Here is a 25,646-nt window from a genome sequence, read left to right on the forward strand (position 1 = left end):
ACGTCAGACGCGGCTCTGGCTTCAGGTGAAGGCGGCAGGGATTCTCGAACCACAAAGCCTGCGACAGGAGGAATGTTATGCGCGTGAGTATTCTGGGCGCCGGAGCAATTGCTTATGGCCTTGCCGCCTATTTGGCAGGATCGGGGCATTCGCCAATGCTTTGGTCACCGTCGGGACAGCGCACCAAGGCGTTGGCTACCGGCGAATTGTTGAAAGCGACGGGGGACATCGTGGCGACGGTACCCGTGCGCATCGCCAAGGATTGCAAGGATGCCATCGCCAACGCGGACGTGGTGGTGATTGCACTTCCGGCTTACGGCCACAGGATGGTGATGGATGCTGCCGCCCCCCATCTGATCGATGGAATCCCGGTCATCATCAGTTCGCATTGTTCGTTCGGGGCACTGTATCTCTCCAAGCGGTTGGCGGAGCGCAAGGTCAGCTTGCCGATCGTCCTTTGGGGCACAACACTGTTGACCGGTCGACAACTCGGACCAACCGAAGTCCATGTCACCACCATTCGCCAGAAGCTTGACGTCGCGACGCTGCCTTTCAAAGCTCAGGATGAAGGATACGCACTTTGCACGAGCTTATTCGGTGATCGTTTCGTCAAGCGCGACGGCATGCTTGCGATCGCGCTCAGCAACCTCAATCCGCAAAACCACTTGGGAATTGCCCTTCTCAATCTGACACGCATGGAAAAAGCCGAGCAATGGAGCCAGGGGGGAAACGTCACCCCTGCCGCTGGCCGCCTTATCGAGGCTCTGGATGCCGAACGGCTAGCCATCGCCGCCCATTTTGGTATCGCGGTTCGCACCGTCCAGGAGCATTTTTCATTGTCGTTTCATGTTCCGAAGGGAACCGTTTCGGAGATGAACCAGGAGATGGATCGTCAAGGCCGTGGCGGCTTTGGTCCGACAACAATCGAAAGCCGCTACATTCTCGAGGATGTTCCGTTCGGACTGCTGCCGACCGTATTGTTGGGCAAGATCACCGAGAAACCGGCGACACTCCACGAGTCTGGAGTTTCGATATTATCGGCGGCTTACGGTCGCGATCTCAGGGGGGATAACGATATTCTTCCCGCGCTCGGCCTCGAGGGAATAGCAAAAACGGATCTTGAAAGCCTTTGCCGCATGGGGTTTTGAGCGCCCGCAGTCGATGCGGCATGATCAAGTTTGAGGCGCACCACGCTACGTCAGCGCGTCGGTTCACCTAACGGTGGCGTGCAGCGTCAGGGCGATGTCGCCGCACGAGTTCGAGGCGAGGCTGATCTAACCTCGAGAGGCAAGGAACTCATCCCGCCGTTCAAGACGGTCGAGCCGGAACGCCAGCACCAGTAGGACGAGGCCGACTTTGCGCTTGGTGTCGCGTGACGCGGGTCGATGACAGATCTCGCCGCTCATGCAGCCCTGCTGGAGGTTGCCACACGTTGGACAAGTCCGAGCCCATTTTACGGTCGTGCCGCACAACGATGCAGGGCAGCACTGCCGGTTTGGCCAGCCAACCTATTCACAGACAGCGATCAAAGCCGTGCCTTGGTGCTCCGGGGTGTCGCCAACAACAGGCTGGTCTCACTGCCGGTAATGCCGGGGATCAGGCGGATGCGCCGCAGCACGGCGTCGAATTCGGTCAGTGTCTGCGTCCCCAGTTCTATTACCAGATCCCAGCGGCCGTTGGTGGTATGGATCGTCGAAACCTCCGAGAAGCCGCCAAGGGCGCGGATCACACGATCGGCGGCATGCCCTTCGATTTCCACCATCATGATGCCGCGTACACGCTGGTCGACGGCATCGGCTCGCAGAATGACGGTATAACCGATGATCGCGCCGGCTTTTTCAAGACGCTCCATGCGGGACCTGACCGTTGCCCGCGAGACGCCGACATCTAGGGCAAGGTCCGAGATGCTGCGCCGCGCGTCATGCCTCAAAAGCGTGATGAGCTGTTCGTCAAGCTGATCCATGGCTCTGAATGCAATCAAATCATTCCATTTTGATAGCCCATTTCAACAAATTTGCCAATTTGATATGTTCATCCTGCCGGTTATCCGCGCTCCAATAGGCGATCGAAAACGCGCGCGGGGACATAGGAATGCATTGCACGATCGTCGGGGCACCGATCCAGGTCGGCTCAGGCCGGATGGGTTGCGAGATGGGTCCTAGCGCGCTCCGTACCGCAGGCCTGGCGGCCGCACTCACTGAACTCGGGCATACGCTGGCCGACCTTGGCACCGTCGCCTCTGCCGATCTGCGCCCGATCAGCCACGGCAATGCCGCCTTGAAGGCGCTGCCGGAAATCGTCGCATGGACGGCGGCGATCACGGAGGCGGCCTATGCCGCCAGCGCCGGCGCCATGCCGATCTTCCTTGGTGGCGATCACAGCATTTCCGCCGGCACGCTGGCCGGCATCGCCCGCCGGGCGGCGGAAGCCGGCCGCCCCCTGTTCGTGCTGTGGCTCGACGCACATCCTGATTTTCATACGCTCGACACCACGACCAGTGGCAATTTGCATGGCGTGCCGCTGGCTTATGCCAGCGGGCAACCAGGCTTCGAAGGCTACTTTCCCAGCTTGGCGGCTTGCGTGGATCCGGCCCGTATCTGCACACTGGGCATCCGTAGCGTCGATCCGGCGGAGCGCGAAGCGCTTCGCAAGGCGGGCGTCACCGTGCACGATATGCGCACGATCGACGAATATGGCATGGCCCCACTGCTTCGCGCCTTTCTTGAGCGGGTCAGCGCTGAAAACGGGATGCTGCATGTCAGCTTCGATGTCGATTTTCTCGACCCGTCCATCGCTCCGGCCGTGGGCACCACCGTGCCGGGCGGCGCCACCTTTCGCGAGGCTCATCTGGTGATGGAAATGCTGCACGACAGCCGTCTCGTCACCAGCCTCGACCTGGTCGAGCTCAATCCCGCACTCGACGAACGCAACCGCACCGCGACCCTTCTCGTGGACCTGACCGCGAGCCTTATGGGCCGGCGGATCATGGACCGTCCCACACGGAGTTATTGAGCTGTGACCCCCAAGCTGAACATCGTGCCCTTCGTCAGCGTCGATCACATGATGAGGCTGGTCCTTGCCGTCGGCATCGATCGCTTTCTCATCGATCTCGCCGCCTATATCGAAGAGGATTTCCGACGTTGGGACTTGTTCGACAAGACCCCGCGCATCGCATCGCACAGCATCGACGGTGTCATCGAACTGATGCCGACGAGCGACGGACAGCTCTACGGCTTCAAATATGTCAACGGTCATCCAAAAAACACGCGCGACGGGCGCCAGACCGTGACGGCCTTCGGCGTGATGGCCGATGTCGGCAATGGCTATCCGATGCTGCTTTCGGAAATGACCATCCTGACCGCATTGCGCACGGCGGCGACGTCGGCCGTCGCGGCCAAATACCTCGCCCCCGATGCGGCGGACTGCATGGCAATCATCGGCAACGGCGCCCAGTCGGAATTCCAGGCCATCGCCTTCAAGGCCCTGCTCGGCATCCACAGGCTTCGCCTTTATGACATCGACCGGTCGGCGTCCTTGAAATGCGCGAAAAACCTTGCCGCGTTTGGTTTCGATATCGCGATCTGTGCGTCGGCGCAGGAGGCGGTGGAAGGGGCTCACATCATCACGACGGTCACCGCCGACAAACGCTCCGCGACCATCCTGACGGACAACATGGTCGGATCGGGCGTGCACATAAATGCCGTCGGCGGCGATTGCCCCGGCAAGACGGAGCTGCATCGCGACATACTGCTGCGCTCCGACATCTTCGTCGAATACCCGCCGCAGTCGCGCATCGAGGGTGAAGTCCAGCAACTCGAGCCTGACCATCCCGTGACAGAGTTGTGGCAAGTGATGACCGGTAAGGCGGCCGGCCGCCGGGATGCCAGCCAGATCACCTTGTTCGATTCCGTCGGCTTTGCGATCGAGGACTTTTCCGCGCTGCGCTACGTCCGCGACCAGCTTCAGCGCACCGGCCTCTACGAGGAGCTCGATCTGCTGGCGGACCCGGACGAGCCACGCGACCTCTTCGGCATGCTGCTGCGCGCCGACAAGGCCGCAGGGGTCAGGGCCGTATCCGGCTGAGTTTTCGCAGAGCCTGCTGGGGATGTTCGTCTCGCAACAGACGCGGCGCCGAGCATCCGGCTTCAGGATCGAGCAAGCCGAGGATAACAAAATGCCCGCCCGAGGGCGGAGGGGTGATCTGCACGGGATCGGAGGGCGGGAGCTGCGCGGCGGGCGGCGGCTGAATATCCCTGGCTAAAGTCGCCGACGCCAATGGCCTCAGAGGGAAACCAGGTTTGTCAGCAGGGTCGCTGCGTCGGTGTCGGCCAAGCCGAGGTCGCGAACGCTGCTCATGTGATTGGTCGCAGGAAGGGTGGTCTGCGAGACCTGTAGTCCCTGCTCCTTCAGATGTCGCGCAAACGCCTCGGCCTGGCTGTGGAATGGCGGCGTTTCATCGGCGCCGACAGCGATCTCGACCGACACTGACGGATCGAAACGGCGGGTGAGCGGCGAGAACCTGGCTGCATCCTCGTCGGTTATCGCGATCTCGGCGGCAAGGAAGGAGGTCTGAAGCGGCTTCAGGTCGTAGAGCCCGCCAAGCAGCAACGCGCCTTTGATCGTCGATGTCCGGCCGTCGTCATGGAAGAGCATCGTCGCAAGCTGGGCGCCGGCTGAATGTCCGCTCACGGTCAGGCGCTTGGTATCGCCGCCGCGATCGCCGATATGGTCGAGCACCCAGCTTTTGGCGCGCCGCACCTGGTCGACGATCGTGGCCATCCTCACGGCCGGCATCAGCGCATAATCGACGATGACCGCGATTGCGCCGGCGCGCGTCACCGTCTCGGCGACATAGGAATAGTCGCGCTTGGAGAACATGCGCCAGTAGCCGCCATGGATGAACATATGGACCGGCAGGCGGTCGCGTTTGCCCTCCGGAAAGAACAGATCGATGGTCTCGGTGGCATCGGCTCCATAGGCGATGTCGGCAACCATCGGTATTGTCGCGCGCACCTCCGTGCTGCGACGAACGATCTCGGCGACGATATCGTCGAATTCGGCGACATGGTCGCGGATGCGGAAAGGATCATTCTGCATGGGCTGCCCGTTCACATGGTGACGGCGATGTACTTCGCCTCCATGAACTCGGCAATGCCGTGCTTCTGTCCGCCTTCGCGGCCAAGGCCACTCTGCTTGACGCCGCCGAAAGGTGCGGCCGGATCCGACATCAGGCCGCGATTGAGCGCGACCATGCCCGTTTCGATCCTAGATGCCACCTGCATGCCCCTGGCCAGATCCCGCGTATAGATATAGGCGGCTAGGCCGTATTCCGTGTCGTTGGCGCGCGCGATGACTTCGTCCTCGTTCTCGAAGCGGCTGATCGGGGCCACCGGACCGAATATCTCCTCCTGTGCCATCTCGGCATTGGCGGGCACGTCCCGAAGGACGGTCGGCGGATAGAAATAGCCCTTGTCGTCGGCGACCACGCCGCCGCACAGGATCCTGGCGCCGCGGGCGACCGCGTCCTTGACCAACCGATCGATCTTGTCGACGGCTTTCCTGGTGATCATCGGACCGCATTCGGTGTCCGGGTCGGTGCCTGAACCGAGCTTGAGCGCGGCCATGCGTTGGCGCAAACCTTCGGCAAACGCGTCATGGATGCCGGCCTGTGCGTAGATGCGGTTGGCTGCCGTGCAGGCCTCGCCGGCGTTTCGCATCTTGGCGACCATGGCGCCGTCGAGGGCCGCGTCCAGATCGGCGTCATCGAAGACGATGAAGGGGGCGTTGCCGCCAAGTTCCATCGAGCATGAGATGACGTGCTTGGCTGCTTCGGCCAGCAGAACGCGACCCACGCCGGTCGAACCCGTAAAGGATAGCTTGCGGACCCGCGGATCGGCGAGCATGGCGGCGGTCACCGGTCCGGGGTTCGAGGTGGTGAGCACATTGACGACGCCGGCGGGTACGCCCGCCTCCTCGTACAGCGCGGCGAGCGCGTAGGCGGTCAGTGGCGTCTCGCTGGCGGGCTTCAGAATGACAGTGCAGCCGGCGGCCAGCGCCGGCGCGATCTTGCGTGTCGCCATGGCGGCGGGGAAATTCCAGGGCGTTATGAGCACGCAGATGCCGATCGGATGATAGTCGACGACGATCCGGTTGGCGCCTGACGGCGCCATGCCGAATTCGCCGCTGATGCGGACTGCTTCCTCGGCATTCCAGCGGAAGAATTCAGCCGCATAGGCGACCTCGCCGCGCGCGTCGCGCAGCGCCTTGCCGTTCTCCAGCGAGATCAGCGCCGCCAGCGTATCGGACCGTTCGACCATCAATTCGAAACAACGCCGCAGGATTTCCGAACGCTTGCGCGGCGCGGTTGCGCGCCAGCCCGCAGCCGCCTTCGCAGCCGCCTCGACGGCAGCGGCGGCATCGGCAATCGTAGCGTCCGGGACGGCCGCAATCACGGCCTCCGTGGAAGGATCGATCACCTCAATGAGGCGACCGTCGGAAGACTGTCGCCAGTGTCCGTTAATATAGAGGCCGTGCGAGAATGTGGTGTAGTCGAACATGTCCGGATCTTCGTTGAATTGCCCTTGGGGTACGTTCATCTCATCACCTCTGGTCAGACTGAGCTTGCGGCCATGTCGCCGTCATAGGCGGCCCTCACCAGCCGCCGCATCGCGGCGATGTCGAAAGGACGAGGGTTGTTCTTGATCAGCCGATCGATGCCGAGCGCCTGCTCGGCGGTCCAGTCGATCTTGTCGTGTGGAAGACCCAGATCGGCCAGCGTACGGGTGATGCCGATGGCACCGAACAGCCGGGCCACCTCATCGATGGTGGCGCGCGCGGTCGCCTCGGCGCTCTTTGTCTCCGTCACCCCCAGAGCAGCGCCGACCGCCGCTATTTCATCGGTCGCGGCGGGCAGGTTGTAGCTCATCACGTAGGGAAGCATCGTCGCCACGCCCAATCCGTGCGGCGTGTGGGTAAGCGCACCGACGGGATATTGCACGGCGTGGGCAGCCGCAGTTCCGGCCGTGCCGAAAGCGCAGCCGGCCGCAAGCGCCCCCATCATAACATCGGCGCGTGCATCTTCGTCCGAGCCGTCCCGGTACGCCTTTTCGAGACTGCGGCCCAGGAGCTGGATGGCGAGCAGCGCGAAATGATCGGTCAGGGCGCTCTTGCCGACAAAGACATGCCGCTGCGGCAAATGCGGATCGGCGCCACGTTTGGCGGACGTGAAGGCTTCGATCGCGTGGGTGAGCGCGTCGGCTCCGGCAATTGCCGTGAGGGAGGGCGGGCATGTCGCGGTGAGTTCCGGATCGCAGAGCGCGACCGCGGCAATGAGATGGGGACTGGAAATGCCGACCTTCAGCGTCCGTTCCGGATCGGAGATCACCGCCACCGGCGTCACTTCCGAACCGGTGCCGGCGGTGGTCGGGACCGCGATTACCGGGAGCGTGGGGCCGGGCACCTTGAATTCCCCGTAGTAGTCCTGAAGCCGCCCGCCGTGACTGATCAGCAGCGCGGCGCTTTTGGCCATATCCAGGCAGCTGCCGCCACCGATCCCGATCACCATGTCCGGCTTGAAGTCCTTCGCATGGGCGGCGCAGACGGCAACGCTGTCACGGGGGACATCCGGGAGGATGCGATCGTACACGAGCGTTTCGATCGAGCCTGCTCTCAGTGCGGCGCTGATCTGCGCGAACATTGCCGTCCCGGCGAAACGCTCATCCGTGCAGATGAATGCGCGCCGGCCATATCTGGCGGCAACATCAGGCAGCGCGTGACGCTGGCCTTTGCCGAAAAGAATCTCCCGCGGCAACCGGGCTGCTGCAAATAGAGTCATGAACTGTGTCCTTCGAATATGGATTGGCGAGCGGGGGATCGGAGATCATCGCTTGCCCAGCGTGCGTGGCGTGGTTCGGGCAAGGCACGGGCCAGAGCCGTCGTCGAGTTTTCCTGACTCACGAAATATCCTCTATAAAATCGTATAGGATATAGGATTGAATTACGCGGAGCATCGTGTTAGAGGTCGCTCCTGTCAAGAGGCAAAACATGCAGAATCCAGACCTTACCGTCGACAACGACGCTCGGTTGACGGGCCGCATCCAGCGTGCCAACAGCCTGTCGGAGGACGTCTACGAGGCGATCTTCCAGCAGCTGATGTCGCTGAAGATAGCTCCGGGATCGCGGATCACCGTCGACAACCTCGTCAAGGAGTTCAACGTCTCGCATACGCCCATCCGCGAAGCTCTTGGGCGGCTGGAAGGCGAGGGCCTGGTGGTGAAAACCCATCTTATCGGGTACCGGGCCGCGCCCCAGATCACACGGCGCCGTTTCGACGAGCTCTATGAACTGCGCCTGCTGCTCGAACCCGCAGCCGCCGCCAAGGCAGCCGCTGCGCTGGATGAAGCCCGGCTGATGATTTTGCAGGAGGCGGCTGGCGTGATGGCCAGGCGCGTGGGCAAGGACGAACGCCTGCGTTATTCGAACTTCGCCCGCCAGGATGCCATCTTCCACGACAAGGTCATGGAGTTCGCGCAGAACGAGCTCATCCGCGAAACGCTGAACCACCAGCACACCCACTTCCACATCTTCCGCCTGATGTATCACTCGCGGGTCACCGAAGAGGCACTTGACGAGCACGAAGCCATCCTCGCCGCTTTCGCGGCCAGCGATCCGGTTGCCGCCGAAAAGGCGATGCGCGTGCACATAGAGAATTCGCGGGACAGGCTCCTGCCTGCATTCGAGTAGGCCGCGATGTCAGTTGCTACTCGCATCGACGGAAGCGTCACCGCTTTGCCGCCGGAGCCCACATCGGCTGTGGCCCCGGTGCTGCGCGCGGAAGGGCTTTGCAAACAATACGGCCCGGTAACCGTGTTGTCGGACATCACGCTGGATATTTTCCCCGGCGAAATCCATGCCGTCATCGGCGAGAATGGCGCCGGCAAGTCGACGTTCATGCGCTTGCTTTCCGGTTACATCGAGCCAACCGCCGGCGGCCTGTCCATGGCCGGTGACCGCGTGAGTTTCAGGACACCTCACCAGGCGCAGGCGGCAGGTATCGCGCTGGTGCATCAGGAGATCCTCCTGGCCGAAGCGCTCACGGTGACCGACAATCTCTTTCTCGGCCGCGAGCTCTCCAGGCGCGGAATCGTCGATGATGGCGCCATGCGCCGCATCGCGGCCGCGAAACTGGCCGAGATCGGTTGCGAGGTCTCGCCGACCGCGCTGGTCCGAGACATTTCGCTGGCGGATCGCCAGCTCGTGCAAATCGCCCGCGCGTTGCTCGACGACCACAGGGTCGTCATCTTCGACGAGCCGACAGCGGTGCTGACCGGCGGGGAGGTCGAGCGTTTGCTCGCCATCATCTTCGGGCTCAGGGCGCGGGGCATCGCCGTCCTCTACATCAGCCACCGCCTCGACGAGGTGCAGCGGCTGGCGGATAAAGTCTCCGTCCTGCGCGACGGCAAGATGATCGGCACCTATCCCGGCCATGCATTGAGCCAGGCCGACATGGCGCAGCTTATGGTCGGGCGCGAACTCGCCGCGCTTTATCCTCACAAGCGCGAGGTCCGTACGAGCCGGCCCATGCTGACCGTCCGAAACGCGACTGTTCCGGGTTACGCGCGGGACGTGTCCTTTACCGTTCACAAAGGCGAGATTCTTGGCTTCGCCGGCATGATCGGGGCGGGGCGAACCGAGTTGTTCGAAGGCATTGTGGGGCTTCGGCCGGCGACGGCGACGATCGAGTTCAACGGGTCGCCGATACAGATACGCTCGCAGCGCGAGGCCATAGAGGCGGGCATCGGCTATCTCACGGAAGATCGCAAGGGCAAGGGCCTGCTTTTGCAGGAGCGGCTGGCGCCGAACTTGACCCTCTCGTCACTTGGCCTTCTGCATCCGGGACTTCTGGTTCTGCGCGGCCGCGAATCCGAGGCGCTCGCGCGGGCCGTCTCCAGCTACGACATCCGGGTGAAGAGCCTGAACAACCAGGCGGGGCAGCTTTCGGGCGGAAACCAGCAGAAACTTCTGCTGGCCAAGGTGCTTCTGACCAATCCGTCGGTCGTGATCATCGATGAGCCGACGCGCGGGATCGACATCGCCAACAAGGCACAGATCTACGCCTTCATCCAGGAGCTCGTGGGCCAAGGCAAAGCCTGCATCGTCATCTCCTCGGAGATGCAGGAACTGGTCGGCATCTGCGACCGCATCCTGGTCATGCGCGAAGGCAGGATCAGCGGCGAGGTCTCGGGCGAAACGATGATCGAAAGCAACATCGCGCTACTGGCGACCAGCGACAAAGGCCATGACACGGCCCAAGGAGGAAGACAGTGACGGCGCTTACCCATTCCATGTCCGCCCGAAGCGACAGGCAGCACCATTTCTCGTGGACGGATGCCGGCCCTTTCCTTGCACTGTTCGCACTGCTGGTGGCGGGATTCCTCATCAATCCGGATTTTCTTTCCGCGACAAACCTGGGAAACGTGATCACGCGCAGTGCTTATGTCGCCATCATAGCCGTCGGCGCCACGTTCGTGATCTCATCGGGCGGGCTCGACCTTTCGGTCGGCTCGATGGTCGCCTTCATCGCCGGCGTCACGATCATGTTCATGAACATGATGGCCCCCAGCCTCGGCCTTTGGGCCATTCCGGCAGGCATGGTGATAGCCGTCATCGCGGGGCTTCTATGCGGCCTCGCGAACGGTCTGATCGTCACGGTCGGAAGGATCGAACCGTTCATCGCCACGCTCGGCACGATGGGTATCTTCCGCGCACTGATCACCTATATGACCGATGGAGGCACGATCCCGATCGATCGCTCGCTGCGGGACGCGTACCGGCCGGTCTATTTCGGTACCGTCGCGGGCATTCCGGTGCCGATCCTTCTGTCGGCGCTCGTTGCGGTGATCGGCGCATTTGTCCTCTACAAGACCAAATATGGCCGCAAATGTGCGGCGGTAGGCGCCAACGAGGACGTCGCCCGCTATTCGGGCATCTCGGTCGTCAAGACGCGCACCATTGCCTATGTCATCCAGGGTGCATGCGTGGCGGTCGCCGCCATCTGTTACGTGCCTCGCCTCGGGGCCGCCACCCCGACCACCGGACAGCTTTGGGAGCTGCAGGTGATAACGGCCGTTGTCATTGGCGGAACTGCGCTGCGGGGCGGCAAGGGCCGCATCTGGGGCACCATAGCCGGTGCGGTGATCCTGGAACTGATCGCCAACCTGATGGTGCTGTCGGACTTCGTTTCCGAATACCTCGTCGCCGCGGTGCAGGGCGTCATCATCATCATCGCCATGCTTGTGCAAAGATTTTCGAAATAGCCCGTCTTCGGACCGGACGGGCGCCTGTTGTGTGGTCCATATCTCTGGGAGGTATTTATGTTTAGCAGAAAATGGGTTGCGGTTGCGGCTGCCGGCGCACTGATGGTGGCCGGCCAGGCGCTTGCAGCCGACAAGAAGGTGGTCGCGGTGTCGATCCCGGCGGCGGATCATGGCTGGACGGCCGGCATCGTCTATCACGCGCAGGCCGCCGCAAAGGAAATCAACGCGGCCTTCCCGGATGTCGACGTGGTCGTTAAGACGTCGCCCTCGGCGGCCGACCAGGTAAGCGCGCTGGAGGATCTGTCGGCCAGCCGCAAGCTGGATGCGCTGGTGATCCTGCCCTACACCTCGGAGGAATTGACCCAGCCGGTGAAGGCCATCAAGGACATGGGCACGTTCATCACCGTCGTCGACAGGGGATTGACCGATCCTTCCGTCCAGGACCTGTATCTTGCCGGCGACAACATCGCGGTTGGCACCAACACGGCGAAGTTCATGATCGACAAACTGGGCGGCAAAGGTGACGTCGTCGTGCTGCGCGGCATTCCCACCGTCATCGACGACGAGCGCATCAAGGGCTTCGAGGATACCATCAAGGGCACCGGCCTGAAGGTGCTCGACATGCAGTATGCGCACTGGAACAGCGACGAGGCCTTCAAGCTCATGCAGGATTACCTGGCCAAGCACCCGCACATCGATGCGGTCTGGGCCAATGACGACGACATGCTTCTCGGTGTGCTCGAGGCCGTCAAGCAGTCCGGCCGAACCGACATCAAGCTGGCGCTCGGCGGCAACGGCATGAAGGACATCGTGAAGAAGGTGATAGACGGGGATGCGATGACACCGGTCGAGACGCCGTATCCGCCGGCGATGATCAAGACCGCGATCTACATGACCGTGGCGAACTTGATCGGCCAGGCTCCGGTTCGCGGTGCCGTCAAACTCGATGCGCCGCTCATAACCCAGGCCAACGCCGAGGAATACTATTTCCCGGACTCCCCATTCTGAAGGCCGCAATCCGAATGAGACAAGGCGCGTGACGCGCCTTGCCTGCCAACAACAGAGAGGAAGAGCTATGCCAGGCAAGAAGATACTGATGCTGACCGGTGAGTTCACCGAGGAATACGAGATTTTCGTTTACCAGCAAGCGATGGAAGCCGTCGGCCACACGGTCCACGTCGTTTGCCCCGACAAGAATGCAGGCGACCTGATCAAGACCTCGCTGCACGATTTCGAAGGGGACCAGACCTACACCGAAAAGCTCGGGCACTACGCGCTGATCAACAAGACGTTCTCGGATGCGGAAAAGCAGCTCGACCAGTACCACGCGGTCTACTGCGCGGGCGGACGCGGACCGGAATACATCCGCACCGACAAGCGTGTGCAGACGATCGTTCGACACTTTCACGAGACCAAGAAGCCGATCTTCACGATCTGCCATGGCGTGCAGATCCTGATCGCGGTCGACGGTGTCGTGCGCGGCAAGAAGGTCGGTGCGCTGGGCGCTTGCGAGCCGGAAGTCACTCTCGCGGGCGGAACCTATATCGACCTCTCGCCGACGGAAGCCTATGTCGATGGCACGATGGTGTCGGCCAAGGGATGGACGGCGCTGGCCGCCTTTATCCGTGAGTGCCTGAAGGTGCTCGGCACGGAAATCCGCCACAACTGAGCCACGAACCAGGGCGGAGGCCGGCGCGCTGGCGTGGCGTGTCGGCCTCCACAGTTTACCGAAGCCTTCGCCGATGCGGACGACTGTATCGACCGTCGTCGCCGCGCCCGCCAGATGCTCGGACAGGCTAAAACACGCTATAGCGCTTTGAGCGCCCGCTCATGTATGCTTGCGATCAGACTTTCTGATATATAGCGCACATGAGCAGTTTGCATGAGACGCAGTTTCCTGAACGTGACGCCGGATAACGGTGTCCCGGTCCTCAAAGGACTGGCATCCCCGGTCCGCATGCGCATTCTCCAGCTTCTCCACAAGTCGGGAAAGTTGAATGTGAACGAGATCAGCAAGGAGCTCGGACTCCCTCAATCCACCGTCGCCACGAATATTCAGATGCTGGAAGAGGCCGGCCTGGTCGATACCTACCCGATCAAGGCCAAGAAAGGTCACCAGAAGATCTGCGCCCCCAAATACGACGAGATCATCCTCCGCTTCGATTCAGGAGAAGAGCGCCGCAAGGACAATCAGATCGAGGTTGCGATGCCCCTTGGACTGTTCACGGGCTGCGAGGTCAACGCTCCGTGCGGTCTTTGTTCGACCGAAGGAGTGATCGGTCTGCTCGATGTACCGGACTTCTTCCTCGATCCAGGACGCGTCCAGGCTGCCCTTGTCTGGTTTGGGCGTGGTTTTGTCGAATACAAGTTTCCCAACAACGCCAAGCTGGTGAACCCACGTGTCGAGGCCTTGGAGTTCTCGATGGAGCTGTCATCCGAGGTGCCGGGAACCAATCTCGATTGGCCCTCCGACATCACGCTCTGGGTGAACGACCACCGCATCGGCACATGGACTTCGCCCGGCGATTTCGGCGACAAGCGCGGCGTCTACACGCCGAACTGGTGGAAGCTCGAAGGCTCGCAATACGGCAAGCTCAAGACCTGGCGTATCAACAAATCCGGCTCCTTCATTGACGGCATCTCGATCTCCGGCGTGACCGTAGCCGATATCGGCCTTGCGGAGCATCACTCCATAAGGATGAGGATCGGCATCGACGACAATGCCCGACATCCCGGCGGCGTGAACATCTTTGGCCGTGGCTTCGGCAATTACGACCAGGACATCGTCATGCGCCTTCACCTTGCACGGTAAGGCTCGTCTTCCTCCGACCTATCCCGTCATTTCGATGTGTCGAACCGCACGACGGTCCAGGACGCCGGCTCAAGCTTGATGCTAATTCGATCTTTCGTCGTTTCGATGGAACTGAATTCAGTCGGTTTAACCTCGTCCGGCGCCTCCTTCGTGTTGAGGGCGAGGAGATCGTTGTGTCGTAGTTCATGGGCCAGGCGCTTCGTCAACGTGCCGAAGCCGGTTGCCTCGATGCTCACGTCGATGCCATCGGAAAGGTTGCGGTTAAGCATGAACAGCGTCACCGTGCGGTCAGCCTCGGAGTGAACCACGGAAAGCTTGAGAAACGGCACGGCTTCGATCTTGTCGTAAAGCTCTTCGGTCCGCGTCGGGTCGTAGTAGCGAGCGGAATAGGTCGGCACATCCACATATGTGCGCAGCACGCGTCCGCGGCCCAGATTGCTGAAGTCGGCAAAGGGCCAGAAGATCGTCTGACGCCAAGCCGGTCCGCCCGTTTCGGTCATGATAGGGGCGATAGCGTTGACGAGTTGGGCGAGGCATCCAGCCTTGACCCTGTCGGCGTGATTGAGCAGTGAGATGCAGGCGCCTCCGAAGGCCAGTGCGTCCTGCATGTTGTATTTCTCCTCGAGGATGGCCGGCGCGACCGGCCACCCGGTCTGAATGCGGTTGTCGTCGCCACGCCGCGTCCGATACCAGACGTTCCATTCGTCGAAGCTCAGCATGATGCGCTTCGACGACCTGCGCCGTGCCGCCACGGAATCGGCGATAGCGACGACCTCCTCGATGAAACTGTCCATCAGGTCGGGGCTGGCGAGGAAGGAGGGCGTGTCGTCGGCATAGTTGTTGAGATAGGTGTGGAGCGAGATGTACTCGACATGATCGAGCGTGTGTTCCAGCACGACCCTTTCCCAGTCCCCGTAGGTCGACATCTTCCGTCCCGACGAACCGCAGGCGGCAAGTTCGATCGATGGGTCGGTCAGCTTCATCATCTTCGCCGCTTCGGCTGCAATCCGCCCATACTCCTGGGCTGTCTTGGCGCCCATTTGCCAGGTACCGTCCATTTCGTTGCCGAGGCACCAGAATTTCACGTCATGCGGCTTGTCCCAGCCGTGCGATCGGCGACGGTCGGAAAGCGTGGTGCCGGAAGGGTGATTGCAGTATTCGAGATAGTGCCTTGCCTCGTCCGGCCCGCGCGTGCCGAGATTCACAGCCAGCATCGGTTCGATGTCGGCAAGCCGGCACCAGTCGATGAATTCATTGGTCCCGAACTGGTTGGTCTCGATCGATTTCCAGGCGAGATCCATTCTGCGAGGGCGCTTTTCGACAGGGCCGACGCCGTCTTCCCAATCGTATCCGGAGACAAAATTGCCGCCGGGATAGCGCATGATCGTGGGTGCCAGTTCTCTCACCAGCTCGAGGACGTCGCGGCGGAAGCCGTTCTTGTCCGCCGTGGGATGGCCGGGTTCGAAGATGCCGCCATAAACGCATCGCCCGAGATGCTCGACAAAAGCGCCGAACAGACGTTTGTCCGTCTCGCCGATGATGAAGTCTCTGTCGAAACGCACTTGTGCCTTTTGCATGGTCCTACCGCTCTGTTTCCTGGTGGATGAATGCGTGCGAAATTCACTCGATCCGGACAGCCCCCGCCTCCGGTTTGGGATTGTCGGCGCCGGCGCGCACCTGCCGCGCGGCCACGCCGGAACCGGTAAGCACGCCCGTTCCCGAGGGATCCGGCGACAGAAGGGAGTCCTTGAGGAGCTGCGAATATGGGTGCTGCGGATGGTCGAGGATATCCCTTGCAGGGCCGCTCTCGACAATCTCTCCCTTGCGCATGATGATGATCCGGTCGCTGATTTGATAGGCGGTGGCCAGATCGTGCGTGATGTAGATGATCGACACGCCGAGACCGTCGCGCAGTGTCCTGAACAGGTTGACGATCGACATGCGCAGCGACGCGTCAACCATCGACACGGGTTCGTCTGCGACGATCAGCGAGGGCTCGGAAACGAGCGCGCGGGCGATCGCGACGCGCTGGAGTTGTCCCCCGGACAGTTCGTGCGGGAAGCGCCCGCGGATTTCCGCCAGGGAGAGGCCGACTTTCTCAAGGGCGGCGTTGGCGGACTCCTCACGCCGGTCACGTGACCTGGCTCCCATGAAGTTCTTTGCCGAGATCAGCAGATAACGATCCACGCGTTTCAACGGATTGAACGCTTCGAACGGATTCTGGAAGATGGGCTGGACCTGCTTCATGAAGGCAAGTCGCGCCGAACGCCTTCGTAGCGCCGTTAGATCCCCGTCCTTGAATCGTATGCTGCCGGCAGTCGGCGTAATCATGTTCAGGATCATGCGGGCGAGGGTCGTCTTGCCGCTTCCCGACTCGCCGATGACGGCGAATACTTCTGGTCGCCCGGCTGGCAGCGTGAAACTCACGTCGCTGACGGCGTCGAAGCTCTGCCGCCCAAGAATGCCACCGCGAGCATAAGACTTGGTGAGATGGCTGACCTCGAGAAGGCTGGTCCCGGTCATGCGCCTTCCTCTCCGATCGCTTCGGCAGTCCCCGTGTCGGCCGCACTCGGGCGAACCTCGGTGCTGGCTGCAAAGCAGGCAACGCGATGGTCCGGCGCGAGCCTGGTGAGGGCGGGAACCTCGCGCCGGCATATGTCCATCGCCAAGGGGCAACGGGGATGAAACCTGCATCCGGCCGGCGGCTCGGCCAGGTTGGGAGGCGCTCCCGGCAGCGCCGGCCGCGCAGTGACGTCGCCGATCCTGGGAAGGCTTGCCACAAGATGTGCGGTATAGGGGTGCAGCGGATTGGCAAAGACGGCAGCCGTCGGACCCTCCTCGACGAGCCGCCCGGCATACATGATGCCAAGCCGATCGGCGATGTTGGCATGCACGGTCAAATCGTGCGTCACGAAGATCATCGAAGATCCGAACTGACGCTGCGTTTCCCGGATCATGGTGAGGACGTCCTTCTGGACGACGACATCCAGTGCGGTGGTGGGCTCGTCCGCAATGATGAAATCGGGCCGGCAGACCGTCGCCAGCGCAATGCAGACGCGCTGGCGCATGCCGCCCGAAAGTTCATGCGGATAGGCCTGGAGGATATCGGGGGATAGGCGGAGGCGGGCAAGGTGGGCTTTCACGGCCTCCAGGAATGCATCTTTTTGCAGGCCCATATGCCGGAAGGCAAAGTCCTCGAAGGTCCGCCGGACCCGGCGAACAGGATTGAGGACGCTCATCGAGCCCTGCATGATGTAGGACAGATGCCGCCAGCGAATGGCGTCGCGTTGCTCAGGCGCCAGCGCATAGATGTCGCGGTCGAGAAAGCTGTAGTGGATGGAACCGCCGATCACATTGAGAGGCGGCTGGATCGCGGCGGCGATTGTCTTGATGAACGTCGTCTTGCCGCAACTGGACTCGCCCGCCAGCCCATAGATCTCGTTGCGGCGGACATGCATGGTGATCGAATCGACGGCGCGGACTTCGCGGTCGATACCGAAATAGCTCATTTGGTAGTAGGCCCGCAGGTTCTTGGTCCGCAGCACCGCGTCCCTGGCGTCGCCATCCGCGAGACCCCGGTCCGACATCAGCCGTTCCCCATCCGGCTCAGCCGGCTGCGCGGGTCGATATACTCGTTCATCGAGATCGACAGCAGGAAGAGGCCGATGAATGTCAGGGTGATGAAGAAGGTCGGGAACAGGTACCACCACCATGTGCCCGAAACCATGGCGCTATGCTGGTTGGCCCAGAAGATCATGCTGCCGATGGTAGGGGTGTCCACGTCGGTGAAGCCGAGCACGGCCAGCGTGACCTCGAGGCCGATGGACCAGTTCATGTTGTTCATGAAAGTCGAGAACACGATCGGCAGCACATAGGGCAGATGTTCTTCGGCGACGATGCGCGGCGTCGACATGCCCGAGAAGACGGCGGCATTGGTGAACTCGCGGGTTTTCAGGCTGATCATCACGGAGCGTATCAGCCGGGCGTCATAGGCCCAGCCGAGGCAAGACATCACCAGCGCCAGCATGATCCATGTCATTTCGTCACGCAGGACGAAGTAGAGCAGCACAAGGAGCGGAAAGAGCGGGATGACGATAAAGGTATCGTTGATCGACATGAGCACGCGATCGACCATGCCGCCGAGATAGCCCGAAAGGAGGCCGACGATGAGAGAAAGCACGCGGCTGATGAAAGCCACCACAAAGCCAAAGGCCAGCGTGTTGCGGAGGGCGAAAGTGAGCTGCCAGAAGACATCCTGGCCGCGCGAGTTTGTGCCGAACCAATAGGGTTCCGATGGTGGCACATCCATCGGGACAAGGTAGGAATCGATTGGTGAGTAGGGCGAGAAAAAAGACGCGAGAGACATCGCCACCACCGCCAGCATGATGATGGCGCCGATCGCGAACTCGCCATTGTAGCGGAACAGATCCCTTACGGTCTGGATCATGCCTTCACCTGCACGCGCGGATCGATCAGCGGATAGATGATGTCGATCAGGAAGACGGCGGCCGACACCGAGATAATCGAAATCGAGGCGATGCCGAGGACAAGTGAATAGTCGGCCGCGTGAACGGCATCGACCAGCAGCCGCCCGATACCGGGGTAGCCGAACACCTGCTCGGTGATGATGGCGCCGTTGAAGATCGATCCGATGGAGATCGCCAAACCAGTGATCTGAGGCATGAAGGCGTTGCGCATCACGTAGGAAGTGAGGATGCGGCCCCGCGGCACGCCCGCCAGTTCCGCATAGACGACGTAGTCGTCCGTGACGATGTTGGAAACGAGTGCGCGCATGCCCATGAACCAGCCGCCGATGCCGACGAGGATCAGTGAGAGTGCTGGGAGAATGGAGTGCATGAAGACGCTGCCGATGAAGCGGGGCGTGAAGCCGGGCGTGAGATTCATCTCATATCCGCCGCCACTGGGCAGGATCGGCAAGAGGAAGGTGAAGACAATGAGCAGGACGAAGGCAACGATGTAATAGGGTACCGGATGCATTCCCATCGCGATCACCCCGATCGCCTTGAGCAGCCGGTTCTTCCGGTAATAGCCGGCGAGGCCGCCCAGCAGGTTGCCCAGGAACCAGCTCAACAGAGTCGAGATCGCGAGCAGGCCGATCGTCCACGGCAGCGCGCGCCCGATCAGCACGCCGACAGGAGTAGGAAAGGCCGAAAGGGACGGTCCGAAATCCAGTACCGCAACCCGTTTCAGGAAGTTGAGATATTGCAGCCCGAGATCGTCGCCCACGCCGTACATCTCGCGCAGGGAGGTGCGCAGGAGTTCGATCGATTCAGGACTGGAGAAGCCGAACGAACTAACCTGCGCCACCGCATGCTCGACCGGGTCGACTGGGGTCAGATGCGTGATGAAGAAAGTGATCGTGATGCCGATGTAGACAACCAGGATGAATTGCCCGAGACGCTTGAGAACATGGATGGCGTAGGCTTGCATCGGTCGCTCTGGTCGGTTTGGCGGCTTGCCCTGCGGTGGGGGCGCACCATGCGTGCGCCTCCGTCCGCCCTGAGGATGATGGGTCTGCTGCTAGCCTGCCTTCGTGGATTTGAGCTTCACCATCATGTACTTGGTATTGGCCCAGTTCGGCACCGGGTCGGTGTAGGGCGCGTTCTCTGCGTTGGGGAAACCGGTCCAGTAGGTCGTGTCCATCACGGTGAACACATTGTAGGACATCAGAGGTATCGTGGGCATCTCTTCGGCCGCGAGCTTCAGATATTCAAGACCGAGTTCCACGCCCCGAGGGGCATCGAAGTCGATCGTCCTGATCTCCTCGATGATCTTGTCGAGACGCGGCTCCTTCCACCGTTGCCAGTTGCGCGGCGGCTGCACCTTGCCGGGCTCTGCCACGAACTGCGAGTGCCAGCTGTCGAGGAAGAAGGAGAGATCGGGGTGGCCGCCCCAAGTCTCCACGCTCCACCCGATGAAGGTTTCGAAGTCGCCGACGCCGCGCCGGTCGATCAAAGTGCCTTGCGCGACGTCGATCTGGGCGTCGATGCCGAACTGCCGCCACAACTGCACGATCAGCGAGCCCGCCCGCGTCATGACCGGGCGAAGGTCGCCCTCGACCATGACTTTGACGGAGAAGCGTTTGCCGTCGGGTTGGTACCATTCGTCGCCTTTTTTGGTGAAGCCTGCCTTCTCCAGCAGCTCGGCGGCAGCCTGCTGGTCGCGCTTCCACCAACCGCGCCCGATGGCGGTCGCGATGTCTTCAGGTTTCGATGGCACCTTGTCTCCCATCGAGGGCCGCAGCATCTCCGCGATCTGCTGGCCCATTGTCGGGTCGTAAGGCTTGATCTTTCGCTTGCCGGTATCGACCTCGAAACTGGTCAGCCATTCTTCCATGGGCTCGAAATAGTATTTTGGATAAAGACCCGTCGGTGGAACGCCGATCGCCGAGATCGTCGCCGCGCCACGATACGAGGCCATGTCGAGGGCCTTGATGTCGATCAGCAAGGCCAACGCCCAGCGCACATCCTTGTTCTGGAACTTCTCGATCTGGTGATTGAAAATAACGGCCGGCAATGTCGGGTCCGGATGAGCGTAAGGGAAGCCCTTGAACCAGCTGGTCGAGGAAGGGGATTCCTTGGCCAGCGTGAACATGCCTTCCGGCGAAGTGTCGTGGATGACATCCAGCTGGTGGTTGCGCTGCTCGATCACCCGCTTTTCCGGTGGCCCCGGATCGATATAGGCCAGATATGTCGGACCGGGTTCGCCGAAACGGGCGACGCTGGTGCGTTTCCAGTCATCGCGCTTTTGCCAGATGAACCATTTGCCGCCCTGGTCGTAGTTCCTCAGCTTGTAGGCGCCGAGCGACACTGGTGGGTTGAAGTCGAATTTGAGCACGTCGCCGGCCTTTTCAAAGACGTGCTTCGGCATCATCCACATCGCGTTCCAGCGGACCGTAAACAGCGCATGGAAGCGTGAGTTCGGCTTTTTCAGTTTGAAGAGAATCTCGGTCGGACTTTTCTTCTCGACTGAGGCGACATTGATCTGGATGGGCGCGCTCCACCGTAGACCGCTGGTCTTCATGTGGGTTTCCACCGTGTAGATCACGTCGTCGGCTGTGAATTCGACGCCGTCGCTCCAGAAGATGCCGGACCGCAGCTTCACGGTCATTTCAGTGAAATCGGAATTGTACCGGGGCTTGTCCGACGCAAGGGAGTTGTCCCAGACACCGTCGATCCCATGGTCGGCATCGATATACCAGAACGTGTCCATCGCCTGCTGGTGCAGACCCGTCGACTGACCGCCGGCGTTGATGGCCCAGATGTTGAACCATCCCGCGTTCTTGATCGTGCCTTCCGGGTTTTCGAGTATCAGAAGCTGGTCGCGTGGAATGTCCGAAGTCGGAATTTGCGCCTGCGCGTAGGCTTTCCTGCTGGCGAGGGCCGTCCCTGCGAGCAGAATGAAAGTTCTCCTCGATAACATGCCGTATCCTCCCGTTGCGGCTGCTCTCAAGGGCATGCCGCTAGGTCAGGCATCTTCGATTAGACCACAGGTCATGTCAACGCATTATCTGGACTGTATCAGAAATCATGATATGGATTAAGGAGGCGAGGGCTGCGGATAGGACGGAGATCATCATGTCTGTCGTGCCGGCGGCGAATAATTGACGGTTGAGCCGCATCCCCGCGGCAGGGTGATCGGCTTTCGCCATGCCAGGAGGCACTGTCGAATTCACGCGCGGACAATGTGGGCTCAGCGGCCGACAGGAGCGCCAAACAGGTCCAGCTTTTCCTTACGCAATCGCGCGCGGAAAACGTTACGCACCTTTCCTGGAATTGCTTTAACGCGCGGCGGCAATCCAGTCGGCAAGGCTGCGGGCGAAGCTTCGCGGCACGATCAGGTCGCAGCTGCTCTCGCCCGTTCGCAGATAGAGCGCCGGCACGTGATGGATCGACGTTTGTACGGCACGGCCGGGGGCCGAAGCAGCGGACGACCAGTCGACCGGCAGGCAGGCAGAGAGAATGTCCCGAAGACGCGCACCGTCCATCCTGAACCGCATCCGGCCTTCGCCGAGCGGAACTGAGCAGCCCAATTCCGGATCGATCGCAATGGTTGGCGGTTGCGCACTTGTCTCGACGATCAGCCAAAGACGGCGGGGGGCGATCCTGACGACGAGAGCGCCGGCATGCCGAACCGTCTCGCCGACGCTGGCAGGAAGCGTCGCGCCCAAGGCCTTTGAGACGCTCGCTTCGAATCTTGCCAGCGTTCCGTCCCAGCCCTCGATCTGGACGATCGGGCAATCGGACGCCCACAGATTGAAATCCTTCGACAGTACAGGTTCAACCATGCATGCGCTCTCCCTTGGGGTCGAGGAAGACGGAGGGCACGATCCGGGCGCGAACGGTCTCTGCCCGCATCGGGTAAGCCGCGATGACCTCGTCCCCTTCGGCCGCAGCATTGCCCGCGAACAGCGCCAGTCCGACATAGTGGCCGAGTTCCGGGCTGAAGGTGACTGAGGTGATCCGCCCGCGCCCGTGGCCGGTGACCCCATCGCCGGGCAGGAACAATATGGCGCCTCCGCGCAGGCGCTTGCCGTCCTCGATGCATTCCAGCCCGATGAGGCGCTGGCGGTCGGGCGCATGGAACGCGTCGCGGCGACGCAGGACGTCGCCGACGAATCCGCCGCGTTTGCCGACCATTCGGCCGAGGCCGAGGTCGTCGAGCGTGGTGCGGCCGTCGATCTCGGGCCCGGCGACGTGACCCTTTTCGACGCGCAGCGCGCCGAGTGCCTCGACCCCGTAAGGCTTGAGGCCGAACGGCGCGCCTGCTTCGAGCAGGCGGCTCCAGACCCGTTTGCCGACGCTGGCGCCGGCATAGATTTCGTAGGCGCGCTCGCCGGAATAGCTGAGGCGGATGATGCGCAGCTCTCGCCCCTCATACTCGGCTTCGATGAAACCCATATGCGGCAGCGTCTCGTTGGAGACATCGAGCGCGGGAAAGGCGGCGGCGAGGGCATCGCGGCTTCCTGGCCCGGCGACCGACATCGCCGCCCACTCGTCGCTGACCGATGAGACCGCGACACGCAAATCCGGCCAGGCGGTGTCGAGCAGGAATTCCAGCCGCGACAAGACGTCGGCGGCCTTGGCGGTAGAGGTGGTCATGAAGAAGCGATTTTGCGACAAGCGCGTGGTGGTGCCGTCGTCGAAGACGATGCCGTCGTCGCGCAGCATGACGCCGTAGCGCGCGCGGCCAACGGGAAGCTTGGCGAAACTGTTGGCGTAGACGCGGTCGAGGAAGATGGCCGCGTCCGGTCCCTGCACGTCGATCTTGCCGAGGGTGGAAATGTCCATCAGCCCGGCGCCGCCGCGCACGGCCCGCATCTCCGCGACATAGGCTTCATTCACGTCGCGCCCGGCATCGCGATAGAAATACGGACGCATCCAGAGGCCGACCTCGAGCATCTCGGCACCGTTTGCCAGGTGCCAGTCGTGCATCGGCGTGCGGCGGACCGGCTTGAAATGATGACCGACGGCACGGCCGGCCAGCGCGCCGATCGCGACCGCCGCGTAGGGCGGGCGGAAGGTCGTGGTTCCGGTTTGCGGGATCGTTGCCCGGCGCAGCGCCGCCATGGCCGAAAGCGCGGCGAAATTGCTGGTCTTGCCTTGGTCGGTCCCCATGCCGAGCGTGGTGTAGCGCTTCAGGTGTTCGACCGATTCATAGCCCTCGCGATGGGCGAGCTCGACGTCCTTGGTGGTCACATCCATCTGGAGATCGACGAAGGCCTTGCCGCGCCTCGCGGAAGAGATCGCACGAAAGGGAGCGGCTGGGGCCTCTTCGAGATCGAGTTCATGCGGCGCCGGCATGGCCGCCGGTTTTCCACAGAAGCATGCTGCTTCGATGCCGGCGCGGTGGCCGTCCTCGATCGCGTCGGCGGTCGAGAAGCGCCCCATCATCGCGCCGGCGCCGAACTGGCCTGCCGGAAAGCCGCCCGGAACGAAGCCGTCGATGTCGTCGCGATAGACGGGCCTGACGCCAAGATGCGAGGTGAGATGCACGGTCGGCGACCAGCCGCCGGAGACGCAGACGAAATCGCAGGCGATTTCCGAGTAGCCGCTCGGGCCGGAAAGCCGTGCTGCCTTCACCGCATGGCTGCCGCGCAGATCAGCGATCCGGGTTCCGGAGCGGATCTCTACGTTCAGGCGTCCGGCTTCCGCCGCCAGACCGGCGGGCGGAGCGCCGCGCTGGTCCGCGACCGTCACTTGCGCGCCGGCGGCGGCGAGGTCGAAAGCAGCGCGATAGGCGCCGTCATTCATGGTTGCCACGAGGATATTCTTCCCTGGCAGCACGGCGAAGCGGTTGAAATAGGTCCTGGCGGCGGACGCCAGCATGACGCCCGGCCGGTCGTTGTTGGAGAACACCAGCGGCCGCTCGATGGCTCCGGCTGCAAAGACGATCGAGCGGGCGCGCAGCATGGTGAAGACCTGCCGAGCTGTGCCTTGCGCGACCTGGCCGTCGCGCTGCTCGATCAGCCCCAGCGTGTTACCGTCATAGGTGCCGAACGCCAACGTCTTGCGCATCAAGGTGATGTTGGGCTGGTCTGCAAGTTCCGCCTCGGTCTTTGTCAACCAGGCTGCCGCCCTGCCATCGGTGCGCTCGGCAAGAAGCTGGCCACCGAGCACGAAATCCTGCTCGACGAGGACGACCTTGGCGCCGCTGGCTGCCGCGGCGCGCGCCGCCGACAGGCCGGCAGGGCCGCCGCCGATGACTGCAACATCGGCAAATGCATGCCGGGTCTCGTAACGGTCGGGATCGGGTTCGGTGCCGGCCCGGCCCAATCCCGCGGCTTTGCGGATGAAGCGCTCGTAGAACATCCAGGCGCGGCGGGTCGGACCCATGAAGGTCTTGTAGTAGAAGCCGGCGGAAAGGAGGGGCGCAAACAGGCCGTTGACGCTCTGCATGTCGAAGGCAAGGGACGGCCAGCGGTTCTGGCTTTCGGCAGCCATACCTTCAACCAGTTCCAGCATCGTGGCCGGCAGGTTCGGTTCGCGCTGTCCGCCGCTTCCGAGCGTGACCAGCGCGTTGGGTTCTTCCGGGCCGGCCGAGAAGATGCCTCGCGGCCGATGGTATTTGAAACTGCGGCCTGTCAGCATGACCCGATTGGCAAGCAGCGCGGAAGCAAGCGTATCGCCTCGATAGCCGCCCAGCTCGCGGCCGTCGAATGTGAAGCGGAGCGGCTGCGTGCGGTCGATGCGGCCGCCGGCGGCCAGACGATTTCCAATCATTTTCATGCTGGCATTTTCCTGGCGAAGCCGACCGATGCGATAGCGTGGTTCCTCGTGTCGCGCTCGATGACCAGCCATTGCCGGCAGCCGGTCAAATGCTGCCAGAATTCCCGGTGCAGCCCCGCCGGGTTCTTGCGCACATAGACATAGCGATACCACGCCTCCGGGTCGGGATCGTCATGCGCCGGGCGCACCGCGGAAGCGTCGCCGCCATAGCGGAACTCGTCATGGTCGCGCGGGCCGCAGCATGGGCAGTCGATACGAAGCATTTCTCTC

22 protein-coding genes are annotated in these 25,646 nt (G+C 62.1%); 9 read left to right on the forward strand and 13 right to left on the reverse strand.

Annotated elements, in window-relative coordinates:
• The first annotated feature begins 77 nt into the window (after positions 1-77).
• On the forward strand, positions 78-1,148 hold the full coding sequence (locus tag LB532_RS27555; protein ID WP_140641888.1) for an NAD/NADP-dependent octopine/nopaline dehydrogenase family protein: 1,071 nt from the start codon (positions 78-80) through the stop codon (positions 1,146-1,148).
• Between the two features lie 377 nt (positions 1,149-1,525).
• On the opposite strand, the gene LB532_RS27560 is transcribed toward LB532_RS27555, so the two are convergent.
• Complete coding sequence (locus tag LB532_RS27560) at positions 1,526-1,963, reverse strand: Lrp/AsnC family transcriptional regulator (RefSeq protein WP_140641890.1); 438 nt, start codon at positions 1,961-1,963, stop codon at positions 1,526-1,528.
• 128 nt (positions 1,964-2,091) lie between these two features.
• On the opposite strand from LB532_RS27560, the gene rocF reads away from it, so the two are divergent.
• Positions 2,092-3,012: an arginase gene (gene rocF / locus LB532_RS27565; protein ID WP_140641892.1), complete on the forward strand. Its 921-nt coding sequence runs from the start codon at positions 2,092-2,094 to the stop codon at positions 3,010-3,012.
• A 3-nt stretch (positions 3,013-3,015) separates the two neighbouring features.
• The gene (locus LB532_RS27570; protein WP_140641894.1) at positions 3,016-4,083 is read left to right on the forward strand and encodes an ornithine cyclodeaminase; all 1,068 of its coding nucleotides are present in this window, start codon (positions 3,016-3,018) and stop codon (positions 4,081-4,083) included.
• A gap of 198 nt (positions 4,084-4,281) precedes the next feature.
• Here LB532_RS27570 and LB532_RS27575 read toward each other — a convergent pair whose 3' ends face one another.
• From LB532_RS27575 to LB532_RS27585, 3 genes are read right to left on the reverse strand one after another with little or no spacing between them, the layout of a single operon-like run.
• Entirely contained in the window at positions 4,282-5,097 is an 816-nt protein-coding gene (locus tag LB532_RS27575) for an alpha/beta hydrolase (RefSeq protein WP_140641896.1), read from the reverse strand.
• Between the two features lie 11 nt (positions 5,098-5,108).
• Positions 5,109-6,596, reverse strand: a complete 1,488-nt coding sequence (locus tag LB532_RS27580; protein WP_140641898.1) for an NAD-dependent succinate-semialdehyde dehydrogenase — start codon at positions 6,594-6,596, stop codon at positions 5,109-5,111.
• A 14-nt stretch (positions 6,597-6,610) separates the two neighbouring features.
• Entirely contained in the window at positions 6,611-7,834 is a 1,224-nt protein-coding gene (locus tag LB532_RS27585; protein WP_140641900.1) for an iron-containing alcohol dehydrogenase, read from the reverse strand.
• Positions 7,835-8,043: 209 nt separating this feature from the next.
• Here LB532_RS27585 and LB532_RS27590 point away from each other — a divergent pair, with 209 nt between their 5' ends.
• The 6 genes from LB532_RS27590 (at position 8,044) to LB532_RS27615 (ending at position 14,127) form a co-directional block, all read left to right on the forward strand.
• Positions 8,044-8,742 carry a GntR family transcriptional regulator gene (locus tag LB532_RS27590; protein ID WP_140641902.1) on the forward strand — a complete coding sequence of 233 codons (699 nt, stop codon included), beginning with the start codon at positions 8,044-8,046 and terminating at the stop codon, positions 8,740-8,742.
• 6 nt (positions 8,743-8,748) lie between these two features.
• Positions 8,749-10,326: a sugar ABC transporter ATP-binding protein gene (locus LB532_RS27595; protein WP_140641904.1), complete on the forward strand. Its 1,578-nt coding sequence runs from the start codon at positions 8,749-8,751 to the stop codon at positions 10,324-10,326.
• Between the two features lie 17 nt (positions 10,327-10,343).
• Positions 10,344-11,315, forward strand: coding sequence for an ABC transporter permease (locus LB532_RS27600; RefSeq protein WP_140642111.1), 972 nt, complete (start codon positions 10,344-10,346; stop codon positions 11,313-11,315).
• A 57-nt stretch (positions 11,316-11,372) separates the two neighbouring features.
• A complete protein-coding gene (locus LB532_RS27605) occupies positions 11,373-12,323 on the forward strand; it encodes a substrate-binding domain-containing protein (RefSeq protein ID WP_140641906.1) in 951 nt (316 codons plus the stop codon).
• 67 nt (positions 12,324-12,390) lie between these two features.
• Positions 12,391-12,984, forward strand: coding sequence for a DJ-1/PfpI family protein (locus tag LB532_RS27610; protein ID WP_140499290.1), 594 nt, complete (start codon positions 12,391-12,393; stop codon positions 12,982-12,984).
• A 213-nt stretch (positions 12,985-13,197) separates the two neighbouring features.
• Positions 13,198-14,127, forward strand: a complete 930-nt coding sequence (locus tag LB532_RS27615; protein ID WP_140641907.1) for an ArsR/SmtB family transcription factor — start codon at positions 13,198-13,200, stop codon at positions 14,125-14,127.
• Between the two features lie 26 nt (positions 14,128-14,153).
• On the opposite strand, the gene LB532_RS27620 is transcribed toward LB532_RS27615, so the two are convergent.
• From LB532_RS27620 to LB532_RS27660, 9 genes are all read right to left on the reverse strand, one after another.
• Entirely contained in the window at positions 14,154-15,704 is a 1,551-nt protein-coding gene (locus LB532_RS27620; RefSeq protein WP_140641909.1) for an alpha-N-arabinofuranosidase, read from the reverse strand.
• A gap of 43 nt (positions 15,705-15,747) precedes the next feature.
• Positions 15,748-16,650: an ABC transporter ATP-binding protein gene (locus LB532_RS27625; protein ID WP_224557485.1), complete on the reverse strand. Its 903-nt coding sequence runs from the start codon at positions 16,648-16,650 to the stop codon at positions 15,748-15,750.
• On the reverse strand, positions 16,647-17,714 hold the full coding sequence (locus tag LB532_RS27630; protein ID WP_140641913.1) for an ABC transporter ATP-binding protein: 1,068 nt from the start codon (positions 17,712-17,714) through the stop codon (positions 16,647-16,649). The genes LB532_RS27625 and LB532_RS27630 overlap by 4 nt, the downstream gene beginning before the upstream one ends.
• Positions 17,714-18,574, reverse strand: coding sequence for an ABC transporter permease (locus tag LB532_RS27635; RefSeq protein ID WP_140552078.1), 861 nt, complete (start codon positions 18,572-18,574; stop codon positions 17,714-17,716). The genes LB532_RS27630 and LB532_RS27635 overlap by 1 nt, the downstream gene beginning before the upstream one ends.
• Entirely contained in the window at positions 18,571-19,578 is a 1,008-nt protein-coding gene (locus LB532_RS27640; protein WP_140641915.1) for an ABC transporter permease, read from the reverse strand. Before LB532_RS27640 ends, LB532_RS27635 begins: the two co-directional genes overlap by 4 nt.
• Before the next feature lie 90 nt (positions 19,579-19,668).
• Positions 19,669-21,570, reverse strand: a complete 1,902-nt coding sequence (locus LB532_RS27645) for an ABC transporter substrate-binding protein (RefSeq protein WP_140641917.1) — start codon at positions 21,568-21,570, stop codon at positions 19,669-19,671.
• Between the two features lie 358 nt (positions 21,571-21,928).
• Positions 21,929-22,435 carry a sarcosine oxidase subunit gamma gene (locus LB532_RS27650; protein WP_140641919.1) on the reverse strand — a complete coding sequence of 169 codons (507 nt, stop codon included), beginning with the start codon at positions 22,433-22,435 and terminating at the stop codon, positions 21,929-21,931.
• On the reverse strand, positions 22,428-25,376 hold the full coding sequence (locus LB532_RS27655; RefSeq protein WP_318011252.1) for a sarcosine oxidase subunit alpha family protein: 2,949 nt from the start codon (positions 25,374-25,376) through the stop codon (positions 22,428-22,430). Before LB532_RS27655 ends, LB532_RS27650 begins: the two co-directional genes overlap by 8 nt.
• A complete protein-coding gene (locus LB532_RS27660) occupies positions 25,373-25,639 on the reverse strand; it encodes a sarcosine oxidase subunit delta (RefSeq protein ID WP_140641921.1) in 267 nt (88 codons plus the stop codon). Before LB532_RS27660 ends, LB532_RS27655 begins: the two co-directional genes overlap by 4 nt.
• Positions 25,640-25,646: the final 7 nt, after the last annotated feature.

The sequence above is a fragment of the Mesorhizobium sp. ESP-6-2 genome, from assembly GCF_020164675.1.
GTDB lineage: Bacteria > Pseudomonadota > Alphaproteobacteria > Rhizobiales > Rhizobiaceae > Mesorhizobium.

Excerpts from the sequence above, each read along its gene's own strand:
- LB532_RS27555 (WP_140641888.1), top strand. The coding sequence starts at position 78 with ATGCGCGTGAGTATTCTGGGCGCCGGAGCAATTGCTTATGGCCTTGCC.
- LB532_RS27560 (WP_140641890.1), bottom strand. The coding sequence starts at position 1,963 with ATGGATCAGCTTGACGAACAGCTCATCACGCTTTTGAGGCATGACGCG.
- rocF (WP_140641892.1), top strand. The coding sequence starts at position 2,092 with ATGCATTGCACGATCGTCGGGGCACCGATCCAGGTCGGCTCAGGCCGG.
- LB532_RS27575 (WP_140641896.1), bottom strand. The coding sequence starts at position 5,097 with ATGCAGAATGATCCTTTCCGCATCCGCGACCATGTCGCCGAATTCGAC.
- LB532_RS27580 (WP_140641898.1), bottom strand. The coding sequence starts at position 6,596 with ATGAACGTACCCCAAGGGCAATTCAACGAAGATCCGGACATGTTCGAC.
- LB532_RS27585 (WP_140641900.1), bottom strand. The coding sequence starts at position 7,834 with ATGACTCTATTTGCAGCAGCCCGGTTGCCGCGGGAGATTCTTTTCGGC.
- LB532_RS27590 (WP_140641902.1), top strand. The coding sequence starts at position 8,044 with ATGCAGAATCCAGACCTTACCGTCGACAACGACGCTCGGTTGACGGGC.
- LB532_RS27595 (WP_140641904.1), top strand. The coding sequence starts at position 8,749 with ATGTCAGTTGCTACTCGCATCGACGGAAGCGTCACCGCTTTGCCGCCG.
- LB532_RS27600 (WP_140642111.1), top strand. The coding sequence starts at position 10,344 with ATGTCCGCCCGAAGCGACAGGCAGCACCATTTCTCGTGGACGGATGCC.
- LB532_RS27605 (WP_140641906.1), top strand. The coding sequence starts at position 11,373 with ATGTTTAGCAGAAAATGGGTTGCGGTTGCGGCTGCCGGCGCACTGATG.
- LB532_RS27610 (WP_140499290.1), top strand. The coding sequence starts at position 12,391 with ATGCCAGGCAAGAAGATACTGATGCTGACCGGTGAGTTCACCGAGGAA.
- LB532_RS27615 (WP_140641907.1), top strand. The coding sequence starts at position 13,198 with ATGAGACGCAGTTTCCTGAACGTGACGCCGGATAACGGTGTCCCGGTC.
- LB532_RS27620 (WP_140641909.1), bottom strand. The coding sequence starts at position 15,704 with ATGCAAAAGGCACAAGTGCGTTTCGACAGAGACTTCATCATCGGCGAG.
- LB532_RS27625 (WP_224557485.1), bottom strand. The coding sequence starts at position 16,650 with ATGACCGGGACCAGCCTTCTCGAGGTCAGCCATCTCACCAAGTCTTAT.
- LB532_RS27630 (WP_140641913.1), bottom strand. The coding sequence starts at position 17,714 with ATGTCGGACCGGGGTCTCGCGGATGGCGACGCCAGGGACGCGGTGCTG.
- LB532_RS27635 (WP_140552078.1), bottom strand. The coding sequence starts at position 18,574 with ATGATCCAGACCGTAAGGGATCTGTTCCGCTACAATGGCGAGTTCGCG.
- LB532_RS27640 (WP_140641915.1), bottom strand. The coding sequence starts at position 19,578 with ATGCAAGCCTACGCCATCCATGTTCTCAAGCGTCTCGGGCAATTCATC.
- LB532_RS27645 (WP_140641917.1), bottom strand. The coding sequence starts at position 21,570 with ATGTTATCGAGGAGAACTTTCATTCTGCTCGCAGGGACGGCCCTCGCC.
- LB532_RS27650 (WP_140641919.1), bottom strand. The coding sequence starts at position 22,435 with ATGGTTGAACCTGTACTGTCGAAGGATTTCAATCTGTGGGCGTCCGAT.
- LB532_RS27655 (WP_318011252.1), bottom strand. The coding sequence starts at position 25,376 with ATGAAAATGATTGGAAATCGTCTGGCCGCCGGCGGCCGCATCGACCGC.
- LB532_RS27660 (WP_140641921.1), bottom strand. The coding sequence starts at position 25,639 with ATGCTTCGTATCGACTGCCCATGCTGCGGCCCGCGCGACCATGACGAG.